We start from the raw sequence: 14,537 nt of genomic DNA, 5'->3' as shown, positions 1-14,537 counted from the left end.
TTGGAGGGGCCTTTTTGTTGAGCGTCGAGCCCAGTCGATGCGACACGACTGGGCTCCGAGCTAGAATTTGCAAACATCTCCATCATTCCGCCGCCTCCGCAAAGCCAACGGTGGCAAGTGGCCGGAACTCGTGCTTGTCCTTGCCGGAGACGCGCTCGGACCACGGATCGACCTGCGCGAATTTCTGGGAAAAGACGAAGCGCTCGAAATAGGCGCGGCGCTTCTCGACGTCGTCCAGGATCTGTTTTTTGATCTCGGCGGTGCCGACGCGCTTGGCCCATTTGTAGATACGCTCCAGATAGCGGGCCTGCTCGCGATACATCTGGACCAGCGCCACGATCACCTCCAACGCCTCGTCCTCGGTCTTCACCAGGCCGAGCACTTCGGTGCCCTTGATGTCGAGGCCGGCGGCGCCGGCGAAATGGATCTCGTAGCCGGAGTCGACACACACCACGCCCACATCCTTGCAGGTTGCCTCCGCGCAGTTGCGCGGGCAACCCGACACTGCCATCTTCACCTTGGCAGGCGTCCAGGAGCCCCACATGAATTTTTCGATGCGGATGCCCAGCCCCGTCGAATCCTGCGTGCCGAAGCGGCACCAGTCGGAGCCGACGCAGGTCTTCACCGTGCGCAGGCCCTTGGCGTAGGCATGGCCGGAGACGAAGCCGGCCTTGCCGAGATCGGCCCATACCGCCGGCAGGTCTTCCTTGCGGATACCGAGCATGTCGATGCGCTGGCCGCCGGTCACCTTCACCGTCGGGATGCGGAACTTGTCGACCACGTCGGCGATGGCGCGCAATTCGCCGGCGCTGGTGACGCCGCCCCACATGCGCGGCACTACCGAATAGGTGCCGTCCTTCTGGATGTTGGCGTGCACGCGCTCGTTGATGAAGCGTGACTGATAGTCGTCGGCATATTGGTCCGGCCAGTCGCAGACGAGATAGTAGTTGATCGCCGGTCGGCACTTGGCGCAGCCGCAGGAGGTCTTCCATTCGAGTTCCTGCATGACGGCGGGAATCGTCTTCAGGCCCTTCGCCTTGATCAGGCGTCGCACATCGTCGTGGCCGAGGCTGGTGCAGCCGCACATCGGCTGAACCGCCGCCGGATTGTAGGCCTCGCCCAGCGTCAGTTTCAGAAGCTGCTCGACGAGACCCGTGCACGATCCGCACGAGGCCGAGGCCTTGGTGTGGGCGCGCACGTCGTCGAGCCCGGTCAGCCCCTTGCCCGTGATCGCGCCCGTGATATTGCCCTTGCAGACGCCGTTGCAGCCGCAGATTTCCGCATCATCCGCCAGTGCCGCAACGGCCGCCAAAGGGTCCGAGGAGGTGCCTCCCTGGAACGCCTGGCCGAAGATCAGCGTGTCGCGCATCTCCGAGATGTCGGTCGCCTTCTTCTTCAGATCGTTGAACCAGGCGCCGTCGGCCGTCTCGCCGAACAGCACCGTGCCGATGATGCGGTTGTCCTGCAGCACGACGCGCTTGTAGATGCCGGCGGACGCATCGCGCAGGATGATCTCCTCGCGATCGTCGCCGTCGGCGAAGTCGCCCAGCGAGTAGAGGTCGATGCCGGTGACCTTGAGCTTGGTCGGCGTGTCGGAGTGGACGAAGCGCTTGTCTTCGCCATCCGCGAGCCCGGCTGCCGCGACGCGGGCCATCTCGTAGAGAGGCGCGACCAGCCCATAGACATGGCCGCCGACCTCCGCGCATTCGCCGAGCGCCATGATCGCCGGATCGGAGGTCCGCATGCGGTCGTCGACGACGATGCCGCGATTGACCTCCAGCCCGGCCTCCTTTGCCAGGGCGCTGCTTGGCCGGATGCCCACCGCCATCACGACCAGCGTTGCCGGGATGATCGTGCCGTCAATGAGCTCGACGCCCTCGACCTTGCCGTTGCCGACAATGGCCTTGGTGTTGGCCTTGGTCATGACCTTGATGCCGCGCGCCTCGACCGCCTTTTGCAGAAGGTAGCCAGCAGCCGGGTCGAGCTGGCGCTCCATCAGCGTCGGCATGACGTGGAGCACGGTCACGTCCATGCCGCGTTCCTTGAGCCCAGCTGCGGCTTCCAGCCCGAGCAGGCCGCCGCCGATGACGATCGCCTTGGCACGCGACTGCGCGGCGAGCAGCATGGCGTTGACGTCGTCGAGGTCGCGGTAGCTGAGCACGCCGGGCAGATCCTTGCCGGGCACCGGAATGATGAAGGGAACCGAGCCGGTAGCGATTACGAGTTGATCGTAGCTCTCGGTCACGCCGTGGTCCGAGGTAACGGTCTTTGCGTCCCTGTCGATGGCGACGATCCTGTGGCCCTTGTAGAGGGTGATGCCGTGCTTGATGTACCATCCGTCGCCGTGGATGACGATTTCCTCGAACGCCTTCTCGCCCGAAAGCACCGGCGACAGCATGATGCGGTCGTAGTTCACCCGCGGCTCGGCGTTGAAGATGGTGACGGCGTAGCGGTCGGGTGCTGCTTCCAGCAGGTGCTCGAGCATCCTGCCGGGAGCCATGCCGTTGCCGATGATGACGAGTTTTTCGCTCATGTCCGGTCTGCTCCGATCTATTCGGCGGCGTAGGAAAGGGGCGCGGGCTTGACAGCGGCCGCGCGCTCCATCCGGCGGATGGTGACGTGCATCCAGATGAGGCACGAGACGACGATCACGAACAGCAGCATGAAGCAGCTCGACCAGACGCCGGTGAGGTCGTTCAGCGCGCCGAAGGCGATCGGCAGGATGAAGCCGCCGAGACCGCCGATCATGCCGACCACGCCGCCGACCGCGCCGACGCTCTGCGGATAGTAGACCGGGATGTGCTTGTAGACGGCGGCCTTGCCGAGGCTCATGAAGAAGCCGAGCACGAAGGCGACGGCGATGAAGGCGAGCGGGCCGATCTCGAAATGGAACGGGATCGGCCCGCTGATGCCGCGCACGACGTAGTCTGCCGAGGGGAGAGACAGAACGAGGGTCGCCACGGCACAAACGCTGAAGGTCGAGTAGAGCACGGTGCGGGCGCCGACGCGGTCGGAAAGCACGCCGCCATAGGCGCGGAAAACACTTGCGGGAATCGAATAGGCGGCGCCGATCATGCCGGCGGTGGCGATGCCGAAGCCGTAGACGCCGATCAGGTAGCGCGGCAGCCAGAGCGACAGCGCCACGAACGCGCCGAAGGAGAAGAAATAGTAGAAGGCGAAGCGCCAGACCTGCAGGTTCTTCAGCGGCGCGAATTCCTGCCAGAAGCTTCTCACGGGTGCTATCTTGCCGGCGCGGCGCTCGCGGATGACCGGGTCGTCGCCGGTCGTGAACCAGAACACGATGGCCATGACGACCAGCGCCGCCGCCCAGATCAGCGCGACCGACTGCCAGCCCCAGGAAAGCAGCACGAACGGCGCCAGGAACTTGGTGACCGCGGCGCCGACATTGCCGACGCCGAAAATGCCGAGCGCGGTGCCTTGCTTGCCCGCGGGGAAGAAGCGCGAGACATAGGCGACGCCGACGGCGAAGGAGCCGCCTGCAAGCCCGACGCCGAGCGCGGCAAGCAGCATCTGCTCATAGGTATGCGCGAAAGTGAGCAGAAAGGTCGCGACCGCCGCCGCGAGCATGGTCATGGTGTAGACCACGCGGCCGCCATAGCGGTCGGTCCAGACGCCGAGCACGATGCGCACGAGCGAGCCTGTCAGGATCGGCGTGCCGACCAGCAGGCCGAACTCTGTCTCGTTCAGGCCGAGCTCCTGCTTGATGCGCACGCCGATGATGGAAAAGATCGTCCACACCGCGAAGCAGACGGTGAAGGCGATGGTGGACATGACGAGCGCCTGTCGGGGAGCACTGTCCTGGCTTGGCGCGGCTGGGAGATTTGCGGTCATCTTGGGCTCCGGTTTGCGGCATGGGAGGCACCGCGTGTTGTGTTGGTCAGAGGCGCAGCATCGGTCAGCGCGGCGAGACCGGGACTTGCGCGGTCACTTGCGGACCCTTGCCCTCGGTTTCGTGATTGGCTGGGAACAGCAGGAGCGCCGCGGTGAACAGCACCGCCGTCAGGACGCTGCTGGCGATAAAATCGCGGCGCGTGAAATCCTTGAGGGTTGTCGCAGTTCCGATCCGTTTCGTCATCGTCGTCTCCGCCTGGCACCGCCTGGGATCGGCGCCGTCGATTCTCGTGTTCAGGGTCCAAAACAAAAAAGCTGCCGTCCAGGTCTCGCGTCCGTACATCCGGGATCGCGCGTCGACCTGAGCGGCAGCTTTGCCTGTGGCGCCCACCATTGGACGCCTGTGTCTCTTGGCCCTTGCGGGCCTACTGTCTCAAAAGCAGGAAGCGTGCCAATTCGACAGCGCTATGAATTATCTAATGAAATCAATAGGAAGACGTTGTCGTGCGACTTTTGACCAAGCCCGGCAGCGGATCAAAGATTAGTCAGGATGCCTTGCAGGGCAGCATAATATTTGTGCAATGCGGTAGATTGCCTATTGTCGATGCGGTGCGTTTTTCGGTCACGGCCTTACTCCGCCGCTTCGACGAAGCGGTGGCGTTCATAGAGGAACTTCAGCACCGCCTCGCGGCAGCGCAGGAAAGTGCGGTCGGAGGCAAGCTCGATGCGCCGGCGCGGCCGGGCGAGCGGCACCGGAAGCACCTCGCCGATGGTGGCCGAGGGGCCGTTGGTCATCATCACGATACGGTCGGACAGAAGCACCGCCTCGTCGACATCATGGGTGATCATGATCGTGGTCGAGCCCAGCCTGGCGTGGATGTCCATCACCGCATCCTGGAGATGGGCGCGGGTCAGCGCGTCGAGCGCGCCGAAGGGCTCGTCGAGCAGAAGGATCTTCGGCTCCATTGCGAGGGCGCGCGCAATGCCGACGCGTTGCTTCATGCCGCCCGATATCTCGGCCGGGCGCTTGTCCCTCGCATGCGCCATCTGCACGAGGTCGAGGTTGCGCATGATCCAGTCATGCCGCTCGGCCCGGCTCTTCGTGCGGCCGAAGACCTTGGATACGGCGAGGTTGATGTTCTCGTAGACGGTAAGCCAGGGCAGCAGCGAGTGGTTCTGGAAAACCACGGCGCGCTCCGGTCCGGGGCTGTCGACCTCCCTGTTCTCGAGCAGCACGGCGCCCTTGGAAACCTTGGTCAGTCCGGCGATCAGGTTGAGCAAGGTCGACTTGCCGCAGCCGGAATGGCCGATGATGGAGACGAACTCGCCAGCATCGATGGTGAGCCTGATGTCCTTCAGCACCTCGCTGAACTGGCCGCCACGAGAGAAGGATTTGTCGATATGGTCGAGCTTCAGATAGGCGATCATGGCGCCGTCCTCACTTTGCCGTTGTGCCGCGGGTGACGAAGGCGCCGACCGCCGCAACCAGCCGGTCGAGGCAGAAGCCGGTGACGCCGATATAGACGAGCGCGACAATGATGTCTGGCAGTCGCGAGGAATTCCACGCGTCCCAGATGAAGAAGCCGATGCCGACGCCGCCGGTCAGCATCTCGGCGGCAACGATAGCGAGCCAGGAGAGGCCGATGCCGATCCTGAGGCCCGTGAAGATGTAGGGCGCGGCGGCCGGCACCATGATCTTGACGAAGAATTCGAGCTGGTTGAGCCGCAGGATGCGGGCGACGTTGCGGTAGTCCTCGGGGATGTTGCGCACGCCGACGGCGGTGTTGATGATCACCGGCCAGATCGAGGTGATGAAGATCACGAACAGCGCCGACGGGTTGGAGTCGCGAAAGGCGGCCAGAGACAGCGGCAGCCAGGCGAGCGGTGGTACGGTGCGCAGGATCTGGAAGACCGGATCGAGACCGCGCATCGCCCAGACAGACTGACCGACCAGGGCGCCCAGCGCAACGCCAACCACCGCCGCCATGCCGAAGCCGATGGCGACGCGCTGCAGCGAGATCAGCACTCGCCAGGCGAGGCCTATGTCCTGCGGGCCATTGTCGAAGAACGGATGGGCGATCAGGTCGTAAGCCTCGTTCCAAACCTGGCTCGGCGGCGGCAGGCTGGCCGTCGGCGAAGAGCAGGCCACCTGCCAGACGACGAGCAGGACGAGGATGACGACGGCCGGCGGCACCAGTGCCGTCGCCAGCCGGCCGGCAATGGCCGTGAGGTCGATGCGGCGCCGCGCTTTTGCGGTGAAGGCAATCACCTCGGCGGGCTTCGCAAGAAATGCCTTCACCTTGGTGTCCTCGACGGTTTGGATGGACATGTCGTGGAAAATCTCCGTGGGGCAGTCGCGACAAACGGCGCGTTGCGCCGTTTGCGCTTGGGCGACGACGGCGCGAAGGCGCCGTCGCGCCTTGGTTGCACTGGAGCGACAAACGGCGCCTTTGGCGCCGTTTGCGCTTAAGCCGATGCCTTGATCTTCAGGCTGTCGAGATAGGCGGACGGGTTGGCCGGATCGAAGGTCTTGCCGTCGAAGAAGGTCTCGACGCCGCGCGAGGGCGATTGAGGGATGTCGCCTGCCGCCACGCCCAGATCCTTCGCCGCCTCGCGCCAGAGATCCTCACGGTTGACCTGGTCGACCAGCGCCTTGATGTCGGTGGTCGGCGCCAACTTGCCCCAGCGGATGTTCTCGGTGAGGAACCAGGCATCATGGCTCTTGAAGGGATAGGAGACCCCACCCTTCCAGAACTTCATGTAGAGGTCGGTGCCCTTGGCGACGCGGTCGTTGCCGTAGTTGATGTCGCCCTTGAGGCGGCCGATGATGTCGGCAACGGGCACGTTCATCCATTGCCGCTTGCCGATGATCGAGGCCATCTCCTCCTTGTTCTCCATGGCCTCGCACCATTGCTGGGCCTCCATGACGGCCATCAGGATTGCCTTGGTGGCGTTGGGGTATTTGTCGATGAAGGCGGCGCGCAGGCTGAGCGCCTTTTCCGGATGGCCCTTCCACAGCTCGCCGGTGGTGGCGGCGGTGAAGCCAATGCCCTGGTGAACAAGCTGCTCGTTCCACGGCTCGCCGACGCAGAACACGTCCATGTTGCCGACCTTCATGTTGGCCACCATCTGCGGCGGCGGAACGACGATGGTGGAGACATCCTTGTCGGGATCGATGCCGCCGGCGGCCAGCCAGTAGCGCAGCCAGAGGTCGTGCGTGCCGCCCGGGAAGGTCATGGCGGCCTTCACTTCCTTGCCGGCGGCCTTCTTGGCGGCGAAAGCCTCCTTCAGTTTGGATGCGTCGAGGCCGACACCGGTGGCGGCGTATTCCTGAGCAACGGAAATGCCCTGGCAGTCGTAGTTCAGCCGCGCCACGATCGCCATCGGCAGCGGCTGGTTGTTCTGGGTCACCTTGCCGGTGTGCATGAGGTAGGGCATCGGCGTCAGGATGTGGGCGCCGTCGATGCCGTTAGCCTCGCCGCCGAGCACAAGATTATCGCGCGTAGCGCCCCAGGAGGCCTGCTTCAGCACCTCGACATCGGGCATGCCGTATTTGGCGAACAGTGCCTTCTCCTTGGCGATCATCAGCGGCGCCGCGTCCGTCAGCGCGATGAAGCCGAGCTTGGCGCCGGTCACCTCGGGAGTGGGCGCGGCGGCATAAGCGCCCGAGGGCAGGAGCTTGCGCGCCGCCACGAACAGCCCAGCAGTGAGCGCGCTTCTGGCAAGGAAGTCGCGCCGGGTCAGGTCCTTCGGCGTCGTTCCAGTTCCGATCCGTTTCGTCATCGTCATCTCCGGTTGGGCGCCGCTTGAGACCGGCGCCGTCGATTGCGTGTTCGGTCAAAAACAAAAAAGCCACCGGCCAGGTCGCGCGCGTCCTTACATCCGGGATCGCGTGTTGACCTGGGCGGCAGCTTTGCCTGTGGCGCCCGCCATTGGACGCCTGTTCCGTGACCCCGCGAAGAGTCTGGCTACTACCAAGCAGGAACCGTGCCAGTTTCAGACTGTTTCAAAAATACCAATGAAATCAATTATATGCTATAGTTGGCAGCGTGCCGGACCACTAAGCGAGCAGGCCAAAACTTGCCCATTAGCGCAAGCGCGCGCACAATTATTGTGCAGTGCACAAGAGTGGCGCGAAAATAATCAGGCTCGTTTTTGCCCGGCAATGTAGGCGTCGATCCGGTCGGGATCGAAGATCTGGCCGTCGAAAAATCCGTCCGGGCCAAGGACAAGGCTCGCCCCCGCCGAACCGACCGGCGTCGCGACCTTCAGCGCGCCCTCGACCTTGGCATTGGCGCCGGGGAGCGCCACGCCGAGCGGCTTAAGCGCCGAGCGGTAGAGGTCGGGCCGATAGCAGTCGCGGGCTATGGCCAGGTTTTGCGGCGTATGCGGCAATTGTCCCCAGCGCACCATCTGCGTGTAGAACCAGAGCGCATGACTCTTCCAGGGAAAATTCGCCGCCTTGTCGAAGGGCAGGAAGAAATCCTCGACGCGCCGCTCCGCGCCACCGCCGAGTTGAAGGCGTCCGGTGAGAACCGGCATCTGGATCGCCTCCGGCTGCCCGAGGAAGGCGGATCTGGCCATCAGCGCCGCCAACTCGCCGCGGTTTGCCGGATCCTGGCACCAGCGGGCGGAGTGATGCAGCGCTCTCAACAGCGCCGCCAGCGCTTCCGGGTTCTCCTCGGCCCAGGCCCTGCGCACGCCGATCACCTTTTCCGGGCTGTTGCGCCACAGCAGCGCCTTGACGGTGACGATACGACCGGTGCCGGCGGCGACGGCGGCGCTGTTCCAGGGCTCGCCGACGCAATAGCCGTCGATGCGGCCGGCGGCGAGCGCGTCCGCCATGAACGGCGGCGGCACGATGACGATCTCGATATCGCGATCGGGATCGACGCCGCAGGCGGCGAGCCAATAGCGCAGCTCGTAATTGTGCCCGGAATGCGGATGCACGACCGCGAAGCGCAGCGGCTCGCGGCCGGCCCGCTCGCGGATCAGCGCGCCGAGCGCCGTGCCGGCACGCGCCGGATCGAGGTCAGGCGTGGCTCCGTTCGCCGCCATGCCTTGCCAAACCGCATTGGAGACGGTGATGCAGTTGCCGCCGAGTCCTAGCGAGAAGGGCACAATGGTCTCGGAGGCAAGCGGCGTGAGGCCGAGGCTGCAGGCGAGCGGCATCGGTCCCAGCATATGCGCCACGTCGAAATGGCCGATGGCGATACGGTCGCGGATGTTGGCCCAGGAGGTCTCGCGCTGCAACTTGAGCTCGATGCCCTCGCGGGCGGCAAAGCCCATCTCGCCGGCCGCGACCAGGACGGCGCTGTCGAAGAGCGGCATGAAGCCGGCGGTGACCTGGTGCGAGGCAGTCGTGCTCATTCGCCCTCCAGCGGTCCAAGCAATCCCGCCGCGGTCACCAGGCTCTGGGCGATCTCGGCGATCTTGCGGTTCTGGTTCATGGCGGTCTTGCGCAGAAGCGCGTAGGCCGCCTCTTCGCTCAGGCCGCGCGACTTCATCAAGATGCCCTTGGCCCGATCGACGACCTTGCGGTTCTCGAGCTCGCTGCGCGCCTCCTCCAATTCGCGCGCCATGCGGGAGAAAGCGTTGAAGCGGCTGATCGCCATGTCGAGGATCGGCTTGATGCGCTCCTTCTTCAGCCCGTCGACGACATAGGCGGACACGCCCGCATCGACGGCCGCCTCGATCGAGGCCTGGTCGGAGCGGTCGACGAACATGGCGATCGGCCGTTTCACCGCGCGCGACAGCTGGAACATGTTCTCCAGCATGTCGCGGTTTGGATTTTCGAGATCGATGACGATGACGTCCGGCTCGATCTCGGCGATGCGCCGGGCGATGCCGGCCACGTCATGGACCACCGTGACATGGCGATGGCCGGCGTCCCGCAATCCGGCCTCGATGATCGAGGCGCGGATGCGGTTCTCGTCGATAACAAGGATGGTCAACGAACCGGCGGACATGCGCCTATTGTGCAGTCGAACCGAAATTGTGCAATGCGGCAGCGTGGCCCGAAGCGAACTTTCCCGCGCTCATGCGCCGTTGGCCAATCCCGAACGTTCGCGGCGTCTAATTTTCGAAGATGCGATCTTCGTGGCCCAAAATGGTCAAAAACGTATCAGTCAACGCGGCGTGGCGAGGTGGCGGACCTGCTTGGCCGCGGTTATCCTGACCCTAGATGAGCCAAACAACGGCCGCGGTTCGAAGGCTGAAGCACCCGACAGCCTCCGGGAGGAAGCATGGGACCCGATCTGGAAGTCATACAGATAAGGCCTGGCGAGTCATTCGCGGTGAAGTGGCACGGTTATCCGTATCATACGGTGCGCTGGCACTTTCATCCCGAATACGAGCTGCACCAGATCGTCGCGACCAAGGGCCGCTATTTCGTCGGCGACTTCATCGGCGAGTTCGAGATCGGCAATCTCGTGCTCACCGGCCCCAACCTGCCGCACAACTGGATCAGCGAGGTTCCGGAGTCGGTTCCATTGCGCTGCAGGCTGATCCAGTTCAGCGAGGAATTCATCGGCGGCGCGATCGGGACCTTTCCCGAGCTTGGCGCCGTTTCTCCGCTGCTCGACCTGGCGCGGCGCGGCGTCCTGTTCGGCAAGAGCGTGAGCAGACAGGTGATGCCGTTGCTGGCGGAGATCACGCATGCCTATGGCGTGCACCGGATCAGCCTGTTCATGTCGATCATGGAAGCGCTGAGCCGCGAGACCTCGCCGCGCGTGCTCGCCAGCGAAAACTACCTGCCTGACCCGTCGGGCTACATGTCGGCCGGCATGAACCAGGCGCTCGCCTATATCCGCGAGAACCTGACCCACCAATTCAACGAAGGCGACCTCGCGGCAATCGCGGGCCAGACGCCGAGCGCGTTTTCGCGATCGTTTCGCAAGCACACCGGCATGTCGCTGCTGCATTACATCAAGCGCCTGCGCATCAATCTCGCCTGCCAGATCCTGATGAGCGACGAGCAGGCGCAGATTTCCGATATCTGCTTCGAGGTCGGCTTCAACAACCTGTCGAACTTCAACCGCCAGTTTCTGGCCGAGAAGGGCATGCCGCCTTCGCAGTTCAGACGATTGGTTGCGGACAATTTCGCGGCCGCGCGCGCCGCATAGAAAGGAGTTTGGGAGGAAAAACAAGCCTAAGCAAGAATCAAGACGAAGCGATGGGTCGCGCGAGCGAACCAGCGACGGACGAGCATTGCCTCGTGTCATGCCAGCGGGAGGAAGTCGTTAGGCTGCTGCACGAGTTCGCTAGACTTCCGATCGGGCGACACGAGCAGACATCCATAGCCCGATGTCGAGGTCGTTACATCAAACAATGGGAATGGAGAAGACCTTATGTCCAGATACATGTCCAGATTGGCCGCGGCCGCTATGGCCGTCTCGAGCCTTGCTCTCGGCGCGACGTTTGCCAATGCGCAAGATATTGCCGGTTCCACCGTCGCGTTCCTGATGCCCGACCAGGGCTCGACGCGTTACGAAGAGCATGATCATCCCGGCTTCGTCGCCGAAATGAAGAAGCTCTGCGACAGCTGCAAGGTGCTCTACCTCAACGCCGACGCCGACGTCACCAAGCAGCAGCAGCAGTTCAATTCGGTGATCACCCAGGGCGCCAAGGTGATCGTGCTCGATCCGGTCGATTCCGCGGCAGCGGCGTCGCTGGTGCACAACGCGCAGGCGCAAGGGGTCAAGGTCATCGCCTATGACCGGCCGATCCCGGACACCAAGGCCGATTTCTACGTGTCGTTCGACAACAAGGCCATCGGCAAGGCGATCGCCGCCTCGCTGGTCGAGCACCTCAAAGCGAAGGGAGTGTCGAGCGACGGCGATGTCGGCGTGCTGCAGATCAACGGCTCTCCGACCGACGCCGCGGCGGGCCTGATCAAGGACGGCATCCATGAAGGCCTCAAGACCGGCAGCTACAAGACGCTGGCCGAGTTCGACACGCCGAACTGGGCGCCGTCGAATGCCCAGCAATGGGCGGCGGGGCAGATCTCGCGCTTCGGCAACAAGATCGTCGGCGTGGTCGCCGCCAATGACGGCACCGGCGGCGGCGCCATCGCCGCGTTCAAGGCCGCCGGCGTCGATCCGGTGCCGACGGTGACCGGCAACGATGCCACCATCGCTGCATTGCAGCTCATCATTGCCGGCGACCAGTACAACACTATTTCCAAGCCGAGCGAAATCGTCGCCGCGGCGGCGGCCAACGTTGCGGTGCAGCTTCTCAAGGGCGAGACGCCGAAAGCCGAGACGACGCTCTACGACACGCCCTCGAAGCTCTTCGTGCCGGCGGTGGTGACGCAGGAGAACCTCAAGGCCGAGATCATCGACAAGAAGATCCAGACCGCAGCCCAGCTCTGCACCGACCGCTACGCCGAAGGCTGCAAGAAGCTCGGCATTGAATAAGGAGCGATGCGGCGCAAGCCGCATCGTCTCCAAGGAGCAATGCCGCCTGGCGGCATTGTCTCCAGAGCGATGCGGCGCAAGCCGCGTCGCATGCGATATGCTCGGCGGGCCTATCTGGGCTGACAGCCGGGCGTGTCCGGCCGCTACCTCCTGGCGGCCGGACATACCGAACCAAACGCGGGAAGAGTAACAGCGCCATGGCAATACCCGACACGCCGTCCACGACAAGCCGCCAGCCGGTGCTCAGCCTGCGCGGCATCTCGAAGAATTTCGGAGCGGTGTCGGCGCTCACCGATGTCGATCTCGACATCAACGCCGGGGAGATCGTCGCCCTGGTCGGCGACAACGGCGCCGGCAAGTCGACGCTGGTGAAGATCCTCGCCGGCGCGCATATGCCGAGCTCCGGCTCGATCACCTTCGACGGCCAGCCGGTGACATTGGCCAACCCGGCCGCGGCACTAAAACTCGGCATTGCCACGGTTTTCCAGGATCTCGCGCTTTGCGAAAATCTGGATGTCGTGGCCAACATCTTCCTCGGCCGCGAACTTCATCCGCTTCGCCTTGACGAAGTGTCGATGGAGGTCCGCGCCTGGACCCTGCTCAAAGAGCTGTCGGCGCGGATCCCCAGCGTGCGCGAGCCGGTGGCGTCGCTGTCGGGCGGCCAGCGGCAGACGGTCGCGATCGCCCGCTCGCTGCTGATGGAACCGAGGGTCATTCTCCTCGACGAACCGACTGCGGCCCTTGGCGTTGCCCAGACCGCCGAGGTGCTGAACCTCATCGAGCGCGTGCGCGACCGCGGGTTGGGCGTCGTCATGATCAGCCACAATATGGAGGATGTGCGCGCCGTGGCCGACCGCATCGTGGTGCTGAGGCTCGGCCGCAACAACGGCATCTTCCTGCCCGGCGCATCCAACCAGGAACTGGTGACCGCGATAACCGGCGCCGACGACAACGCGGTCTCGCGGCGCGGCAGGCGCACAGCCGAGAAGGTGCAGGGAGAACAGCCATGACGACGGCTTCCGATCGCAATCCCGGCGCGCTGCTCGATCGCGGCGACGAGCGGCTGAAGGATCGCAGCGGCGCGAAGGGCGCCATCAGGGGCTTTCTCGACCGCGTCCGGTCCGGCGATCTCGGCTCGCTGCCCGTGGTTGTCGGGCTGGTCCTGATCTGTGCGATCTTCCAGACGCTGAATCCCGTATTCCTGCAGCCGAACAACCTGGTCAACCTTTTGTTCGACTGCTCGACGGTCGGCATCATCTCACTCGGCATCGTCTGCGTTCTGATGGTCGGCGAGATCGACCTGTCCGTCGGCTCCGTCAGCGGCCTGTCTTCCGCGCTGCTCGGCGTGCTTTGGGTCCAGTGGGGCTGGCCGGTCGCGCTTGCCATCGTGGCGGCGATGGCGGTCGGGTTCGTGACCGGCTGCGTCTATGCGCTGCTGCTCAACCGGCTGGGCATGCCGAGCTTCGTGTCGACGCTCTCCGGCTTGCTCGCCTTCCTCGGCCTGCAGCTCTACATCCTCGGCCCGACCGGCTCGATCAACCTGCCTTACGATTCGCCGCTGGTGAATTTCGGCCAGCTTCTGGTGATGCCGCATTGGGTGTCGTACACCTTGGCCGTTGTGCCCGGCGTGCTCGCCTTGCTGCTCGGCTACCGCAAGGCGCAGCGTCGCCAGGCCGCCGGACTGTCGTCGCGTTCGTTCGGCGGGCTTCTGCTCCAGGCCGTTGTGATCACCGTCGCGCTCGAGCTGGTGACTTATTACCTCAACCAGTCGCGCGGCGTGCCCTGGATGTTCGCCTTGTTCGTCGGCCTGGTCGTGGCGATGAACTATGCGCTGAAGCGGACCCAGTGGGGCCGCTCGATGACCGCCGTGGGCGGCAACCGCGAGGCGGCGCGACGCGCCGGCATCAATGTGCGGCTGATCTACGCCAGCGCCTTCGCGCTCTGCGCCACGCTGGCGGCGACCGGCGGCCTGCTGTCCGCCGCACGTCTCGCCACCGCCAGCCAGCAGGCCGGCACAGGCGACGTCAACCTCAACGCCATCGCGGCGGCCGTCATCGGCGGCACCAGCCTGTTCGGCGGCCGCGGCAGCGCCTACTCGGCGCTGCTCGGCATAATCGTCATCCAGTCCATCGCAAGCGGCCTGACGCTGCTCGATCTGTCATCCTCGCTCCGGTACATGATCACCGGCTGCGTGCTGGCGATCGCGGTCATCGTCGATTCTCTCGCCCGCCGCTCGCGCGTCTCACACGGCCGCGCCTGACGGCTCAT

General features: G+C 64.5%; 12 protein-coding genes. 4 read left to right on the top strand and 8 right to left on the bottom strand.

Going from position 1 to position 14,537, the window contains the following annotated elements; translation table 11 throughout:
- Positions 1–82: 82 nt before the first annotated feature.
- From nirB to ABID26_RS16385, 8 genes are all read right to left on the bottom strand, one after another.
- Positions 83–2,533 carry a nitrite reductase large subunit NirB gene (nirB, locus tag ABID26_RS16420; protein WP_292298323.1) on the bottom strand — a complete coding sequence of 817 codons (2,451 nt, stop codon included), beginning with the start codon at positions 2,531–2,533 and terminating at the stop codon, positions 83–85.
- A gap of 17 nt (positions 2,534–2,550) precedes the next feature.
- On the bottom strand, positions 2,551–3,852 hold the full coding sequence (locus tag ABID26_RS16415) for an MFS transporter (protein WP_292298325.1): 1,302 nt from the start codon (positions 3,850–3,852) through the stop codon (positions 2,551–2,553).
- Between the two features lie 64 nt (positions 3,853–3,916).
- Complete coding sequence (locus tag ABID26_RS16410) at positions 3,917–4,246, bottom strand: hypothetical protein (protein WP_292298327.1); 330 nt, start codon at positions 4,244–4,246, stop codon at positions 3,917–3,919.
- Positions 4,247–4,482: 236 nt separating this feature from the next.
- On the bottom strand, positions 4,483–5,280 hold the full coding sequence (locus tag ABID26_RS16405; RefSeq protein WP_126099096.1) for an ABC transporter ATP-binding protein: 798 nt from the start codon (positions 5,278–5,280) through the stop codon (positions 4,483–4,485).
- A 10-nt stretch (positions 5,281–5,290) separates the two neighbouring features.
- Complete coding sequence (ntrB, locus tag ABID26_RS16400; protein WP_292298330.1) at positions 5,291–6,181, bottom strand: nitrate ABC transporter permease; 891 nt, start codon at positions 6,179–6,181, stop codon at positions 5,291–5,293.
- A gap of 137 nt (positions 6,182–6,318) precedes the next feature.
- Positions 6,319–7,635 carry a CmpA/NrtA family ABC transporter substrate-binding protein gene (locus ABID26_RS16395; protein WP_292371247.1) on the bottom strand — a complete coding sequence of 439 codons (1,317 nt, stop codon included), beginning with the start codon at positions 7,633–7,635 and terminating at the stop codon, positions 6,319–6,321.
- Between the two features lie 360 nt (positions 7,636–7,995).
- Positions 7,996–9,222, bottom strand: a complete 1,227-nt coding sequence (locus ABID26_RS16390; RefSeq protein ID WP_292344676.1) for a CmpA/NrtA family ABC transporter substrate-binding protein — start codon at positions 9,220–9,222, stop codon at positions 7,996–7,998.
- Complete coding sequence (locus tag ABID26_RS16385) at positions 9,219–9,821, bottom strand: ANTAR domain-containing response regulator (RefSeq protein ID WP_126099100.1); 603 nt, start codon at positions 9,819–9,821, stop codon at positions 9,219–9,221. The genes ABID26_RS16390 and ABID26_RS16385 overlap by 4 nt, the downstream gene beginning before the upstream one ends.
- Before the next feature lie 276 nt (positions 9,822–10,097).
- On the opposite strand from ABID26_RS16385, the gene ABID26_RS16380 reads away from it, so the two are divergent.
- From ABID26_RS16380 to ABID26_RS16365, 4 genes are all read left to right on the top strand, one after another.
- A complete protein-coding gene (locus ABID26_RS16380) occupies positions 10,098–10,976 on the top strand; it encodes an AraC family transcriptional regulator (protein ID WP_292344675.1) in 879 nt (292 codons plus the stop codon).
- A 225-nt stretch (positions 10,977–11,201) separates the two neighbouring features.
- The gene (locus tag ABID26_RS16375; protein ID WP_126099102.1) at positions 11,202–12,269 is read left to right on the top strand and encodes an ABC transporter substrate-binding protein; all 1,068 of its coding nucleotides are present in this window, start codon (positions 11,202–11,204) and stop codon (positions 12,267–12,269) included.
- A 197-nt stretch (positions 12,270–12,466) separates the two neighbouring features.
- Positions 12,467–13,279: an ATP-binding cassette domain-containing protein gene (locus ABID26_RS16370; RefSeq protein WP_126099103.1), complete on the top strand. Its 813-nt coding sequence runs from the start codon at positions 12,467–12,469 to the stop codon at positions 13,277–13,279.
- Entirely contained in the window at positions 13,276–14,529 is a 1,254-nt protein-coding gene (locus ABID26_RS16365) for a sugar ABC transporter permease (protein ID WP_126099104.1), read from the top strand. Before ABID26_RS16370 ends, ABID26_RS16365 begins: the two co-directional genes overlap by 4 nt.
- Positions 14,530–14,537: the final 8 nt, after the last annotated feature.

Source organism: Mesorhizobium shonense, assembly GCF_040545255.1.
Taxonomy (GTDB): Bacteria; Pseudomonadota; Alphaproteobacteria; order Rhizobiales; family Rhizobiaceae; genus Mesorhizobium; species Mesorhizobium shonense.
Note: the sequence above shows the minus strand (reverse complement) of the source record. Positions and strands in the feature narration are given on the sequence as shown.

Bases quoted from the DNA above. Each gene is read 5' to 3' on its own strand.
- ABID26_RS16370 (WP_126099103.1), top strand. From the start codon at position 12,467: ATGGCAATACCCGACACGCCGTCCACGACAAGCCGCCAGCCGGTGCTC.
- ABID26_RS16375 (WP_126099102.1), top strand. From the start codon at position 11,202: ATGTCCAGATACATGTCCAGATTGGCCGCGGCCGCTATGGCCGTCTCG.
- ABID26_RS16365 (WP_126099104.1), top strand. From the start codon at position 13,276: ATGACGACGGCTTCCGATCGCAATCCCGGCGCGCTGCTCGATCGCGGC.
- ntrB (WP_292298330.1), bottom strand. From the start codon at position 6,181: ATGTCCATCCAAACCGTCGAGGACACCAAGGTGAAGGCATTTCTTGCG.
- ABID26_RS16390 (WP_292344676.1), bottom strand. From the start codon at position 9,222: ATGAGCACGACTGCCTCGCACCAGGTCACCGCCGGCTTCATGCCGCTC.
- ABID26_RS16410 (WP_292298327.1), bottom strand. From the start codon at position 4,246: ATGGTGGGCGCCACAGGCAAAGCTGCCGCTCAGGTCGACGCGCGATCC.
- ABID26_RS16405 (WP_126099096.1), bottom strand. From the start codon at position 5,280: ATGATCGCCTATCTGAAGCTCGACCATATCGACAAATCCTTCTCTCGT.
- ABID26_RS16385 (WP_126099100.1), bottom strand. From the start codon at position 9,821: ATGTCCGCCGGTTCGTTGACCATCCTTGTTATCGACGAGAACCGCATC.
- nirB (WP_292298323.1), bottom strand. From the start codon at position 2,533: ATGAGCGAAAAACTCGTCATCATCGGCAACGGCATGGCTCCCGGCAGG.
- ABID26_RS16380 (WP_292344675.1), top strand. From the start codon at position 10,098: ATGGGACCCGATCTGGAAGTCATACAGATAAGGCCTGGCGAGTCATTC.
- ABID26_RS16395 (WP_292371247.1), bottom strand. From the start codon at position 7,635: ATGACGAAACGGATCGGAACTGGAACGACGCCGAAGGACCTGACCCGG.
- ABID26_RS16415 (WP_292298325.1), bottom strand. From the start codon at position 3,852: ATGACCGCAAATCTCCCAGCCGCGCCAAGCCAGGACAGTGCTCCCCGA.